The organism is Streptacidiphilus pinicola, from assembly GCF_003258295.1.
GTDB classification, from domain to species: domain Bacteria; phylum Actinomycetota; class Actinomycetes; order Streptomycetales; family Streptomycetaceae; genus Streptacidiphilus; species Streptacidiphilus pinicola.
In genome coordinates, this window is the sequence record NZ_QKYN01000156.1 from 1 (window position 1) to 4,263 (window position 4,263).

At 70.7% G+C, this 4,263-nt stretch carries 4 protein-coding genes; 2 read left to right on the forward strand and 2 right to left on the reverse strand.

Annotated features, from left to right (window positions below):
* Both DN069_RS32550 and DN069_RS32555 read right to left on the reverse strand, forming a co-directional pair.
* Positions 1-1,036, reverse strand: a 1,036-nt coding sequence (locus DN069_RS32550; protein WP_133260114.1) for a DUF222 domain-containing protein, incomplete at its 3' end; no start/stop codon positions are given.
* Positions 1,037-1,150: 114 nt separating this feature from the next.
* On the reverse strand, positions 1,151-1,336 hold the full coding sequence (locus DN069_RS32555) for a hypothetical protein (RefSeq protein ID WP_111506846.1): 186 nt from the start codon (positions 1,334-1,336) through the stop codon (positions 1,151-1,153).
* A 136-nt stretch (positions 1,337-1,472) separates the two neighbouring features.
* On the opposite strand from DN069_RS32555, the gene paaK reads away from it, so the two are divergent.
* Positions 1,473-2,840: a phenylacetate--CoA ligase PaaK gene (gene paaK, locus DN069_RS32560; protein ID WP_111506847.1), complete on the forward strand. Its 1,368-nt coding sequence runs from the start codon at positions 1,473-1,475 to the stop codon at positions 2,838-2,840.
* Between the two features lie 196 nt (positions 2,841-3,036).
* The coding region (locus DN069_RS32565; RefSeq protein ID WP_111506848.1) for a CaiB/BaiF CoA transferase family protein at positions 3,037-4,263 on the forward strand (1,227 nt) is incomplete at its 3' end.

The following is a 4,263-nucleotide window of genomic DNA, read 5'->3' on the forward strand; positions in this document are numbered from 1 at the left end:
CGAGGGCGGGGTGAGCCGGGCACGCCCTGGCCCGCAGCGCGTCCAGGTCCGCGATCAACGTCAGATGCGGCCGCTGCCCGCCCGTCACCGGCAACGCCCCACACCCGAGCGCGAGATCGGTGACCACGCCCAGCGCGTCACCCATCCGCTCCGCATGCGTCCGCGACTCCCCCTCGACCGGAGTGCCCATCGCCGCCTCCAACGCGGTACGCAGCTTCTCCCCCACCAGCGGCGACAACTCCCCCGACACCACCCAGAACGGATCCGACGTCGTCCCGGTCTGCGACAGCCTCACCCACGACTGGAACGGCCTCGCCGCCCGCCCGCCGCCCACACCCTCGCCGTCACGCTCGGGAACCAGATGGGCATGCAACTGCCGGGCGGCCTGGCGCACCTGGACCAGATGCAGCCGCGGCGCGTGCTCCACCATCAACACGGCGGCCTCCGCCCGCGCCCGCGGATCATCGACCGGCGCGAGCTCGCGCGCGAGCACCTCCCCCTGATCCGCCGACAACACCCCCGCCGCCTGCGCATCACGCACCACCGGCAACCGGTCCAACTCCCGCGCCAACACCACCAACCGATTCGCCCGCCCCTGGGACATCTGCGCATGCGTACGCAGGAAACCCTTCGTCGAACTCGACCGCACCGCCAACGCCCCACCCATACGGTCGAACACCGCCAACCGACGCAACTTCTCCGCCGCCAGCCGCTCCTCCAACCGCTCCAACGCCAACAACTGCTCCGCCTGAAAATGCGGACCCGCAGCCATCAACGCCTCATCACCCTCACCGGCCAACCCAGCCAACAAGGCATGCACCACCGACGGCAACGTCCGCAACACATCAACAACAGAAGCAGCAGCAGAAGCAGCAGGAGAAGACGAAGAAGGGGAGGAGGAAAGAGAGCGGGATGACTGGCGAGAGGAAACCGGGGTCAGCGGATCAGCCAGAAAAGCATCCCCGAGCGAGGCAAAACCCCCACCCATGGACGCCTCTCCGCCTTCACAACCGCCCCCGAACATCGAGGCGTCCATAGAACAAGTTTGACACCCCGCCACACCCCTCCACCATGGCCCACCTGGGCTATCTTCCGTCCACGAAGGAGTTAGTCATTCTGTTCGAATTCGCGGATTCGGCATGACCCCCAGTCAGCCGACCTTGTCCTCAGCCTCCGGCGGTACCTCGATGCCGTTCTCGCGGGCCTGGCGCAGGGCTTCCTCCAGCTCGTCCAGAGCCTGGGAGAGGCCGCCCGGATTCTGCGCCGAGACCGCCTCGGCGAGCGCGGCGCGCGCGTCGGCGACCCGCTTGAGCAGCAGCTGATCGTTCTGGTCCACCGCGACCTCCTCGGACTCTCCCTGGAAGCCCCCCAGTCACCATCCCAGGGGTTGAACGTTTCTTCAATTCGCACGCCCACCCCCGCGCACCCCTGATCGTGCCCCGCTGACCCTCCTTGACACCGCTCCGGCCCCGATGGACGATCGACCGAACATTCGGTTGGCAAGCGCACACAGCAGGAGGCCGACGGTGCCCGTCCCCATCCCCTCTCCCTCGGCCGATCTCCTGGACGCGGGCGAGCGCCTCACGCCGGACGAACTGCGCGCGCACCAGCTCACCGCACTCCAGTGGACGCTGCACCACGCCTACGACAACGTCGAGCTCTACCGGCGCAAGTTCGACGCGGCGGGGGTGCATCCGAATGACTGCCGGAGCCTCGCCGACCTGGAGCGCTTCCCGTTCACCACCAAGGCGGACCTGCGCGAGTGCTATCCGTTCGGGATGTTCGCCGTCCCGATGGACCAGGTGCGCCGGATCCACGCGTCCAGCGGGACGACGGGGCGGCCGACCGTGGTCGGGTACACCGAGGCCGACCTGGACATGTGGGCGGACGTCGTGGCCCGGTCGATCCGGGCGGCCGGGGGCCGGCCGGGGTACAAGGTGCACGTCTCGTACGGGTACGGGCTGTTCACCGGAGGGCTGGGGGCGCACTACGGGGCGGAGCGGGCCGGCTGCACGGTGATCCCCGCGTCGGGCGGGATGACGGCGCGGCAGGTGCAGATCATCCAGGACTTCCAGCCCGAGATCATCATGGTTACGCCCTCGTACATGCTGACGCTGCTCGACGAGTTCGAGAAGCAGGGGATCGACCCGCGCAGCACCTCCCTCCGGATCGGGATCTTCGGGGCAGAGCCGTGGACGGAGGCGATGCGTCGGGAGATCGAGGAGCGCCTCGACATCCACGCCGTCGACATCTACGGGCTCTCGGAGGTGATCGGGCCGGGTGTGGCACAGGAGTGCGTGGAGACCAAGGACGGGCTGCACATCTGGGAGGACCACTTCTACCCGGAGATCGTGGATCCGGTGACGGACGAGCTGATGGCGCCCGGCGAGAGCGGCGAGCTGGTGTTCACCTCGCTGACCAAGCAGGCGATGCCGGTGATCCGCTACCGGACACGGGACCTGACCAGGCTGTTGCCGGGCACGGCGCGGCCGGCCTTCCGGCGGATGGAGAAGGTCACCGGCCGGTGCGACGACATGATCATCCTGCGCGGGGTGAACGTCTTCCCGACCCAGATCGAGGAGATCGTGCTGGGCACGCCCGCCGTCGCGCCCCACTTCCAGCTGCGGCTGTCGCGGAGCGGGCGGTTGGACCGGATGGCGGTCGAGGTGGAGGCGCGGCCGGGCGCGACGGCGGCGGAGCGGGAGGCGGCCGCGGCGCAGATCGCACGTGGGGTGAAGGACGGGGTGGGGATCAGCGTCGAGGTGACGGTGGTGGACCCGGAGACGCTGGAGCGCTCGGTCGGCAAGATCCGCCGGGTGGTGGACCTGCGGGAGAAGTGACACGCGGCGGGGACACGCGGCAGGGACGCGCTGCGCGGACGCGCGACAGGGACTCGGACGCGGAGAAGCAGCCGGGGCGACTCGGCGGACCCGCTTGTTACCCCGGACCCTCTTGTTACTGACGAGTCAACTCCATAGCATCGGGACTGTGACACCATCCGTGTCACACTCGTCATGGCCACGACGTGGAGGCCCGATGCCCGCGAAGCCCGAGAGCAAGCCGAGCACGACGCACGTGCCCACGCCCGGCCGCGGGCCGCTCGCCGGGGTGCGGGTACTGGAGATCGCCGGGCTCGGGCCGGGGCCGTTCGCGGCGATGCTGCTGGCCGACCTCGGCGCGGACGTGGTGCGGCTGGACCGGCCGGGCGGATCGGCGCTCAGCGGTGATCCGGCGCTGGACGTGACCAACCGGAGCAAGCGCAGCGTCGTGCTGGACCTCAAGACGCCCGAGGGTGTCGCCCGCACACTGGACCTGGCCGCCCGCGCGGACCTGCTGATCGAAGGCTTCCGGCCGGGCGTCACCGAGCGGCTCGGCATCGGGCCGGCCGAGTGCCTGGCGCGTAACCCGGCGCTGGTCTACGGGCGGATCACCGGCTGGGGGCAGGACGGGCCGCTGGCGCAGGCGGCAGGACACGACATCGGCTACATCGCCACGGCCGGGGTGCTCGGCCTGGTGGGGCCCAAGGACGGGCCGCCGTCGATCCCGGTCAACCTCCTCGGCGACTACGCGGGAGGCTCGCTCTACCTGGTCGTCGGACTGCTGGCGGCGCTGCACCATGCCCGCGCGACCGGCGCGGGGCAGGTCGTGGACGCGGCGATCGTGGACGGCTCGGCGCACCTGACCTCCGTACTGTGGGGGTTCATGGCAGGCGGACGTTGGCACGACCAGCGCGGCGTCAACATCATCGACGGCGGCGCGCCCTTCTACGCCGTCTACGAGACCGCCGACGGCCGGCACATGGCGGTGGGGGCGCTGGAGCCGCAGTTCTTCGCCGAGTTCGTCAAGTTGCTGGACCTGCCCCCGGACGCGCCGGGCCAGCGTGACCTGGGCCGATGGGACGAGCTGCGCACGCTGATCGCGGCGCGCTTCGCGACGCGGACCCAGGCGGAGTGGACGGAGGTGTTCGAGGGTACGGACGCCTGTGTGGCGCCCGTACTGACGCTGCACGAGGCCGCGGACCACCCCCACCTGCGGGCCCGCGCGAGTTACGCCCACCACGCAGGCCACAGCGCCCAGAGCGCACGAAACACCGGGAGCAGCCAGGGCACCGGTGACCCCGTGCTCCAACCGAGCCCCGCGCCGCGCTTCTCGGCGACCCCGAACCCGGCGCCACGCCCGCCCGCGCTCCCGGACGCCGAACGCGCCGCCGTCGCCGCCGACTGGGACGTGCCGTCCCTCCTGGACACGACGCCCACCCAGTCC

Bases quoted from the DNA above. Each gene is read 5' to 3' on its own strand.
- paaK (WP_111506847.1), top strand. From the start codon at position 1,473: ATGGACGATCGACCGAACATTCGGTTGGCAAGCGCACACAGCAGGAGG.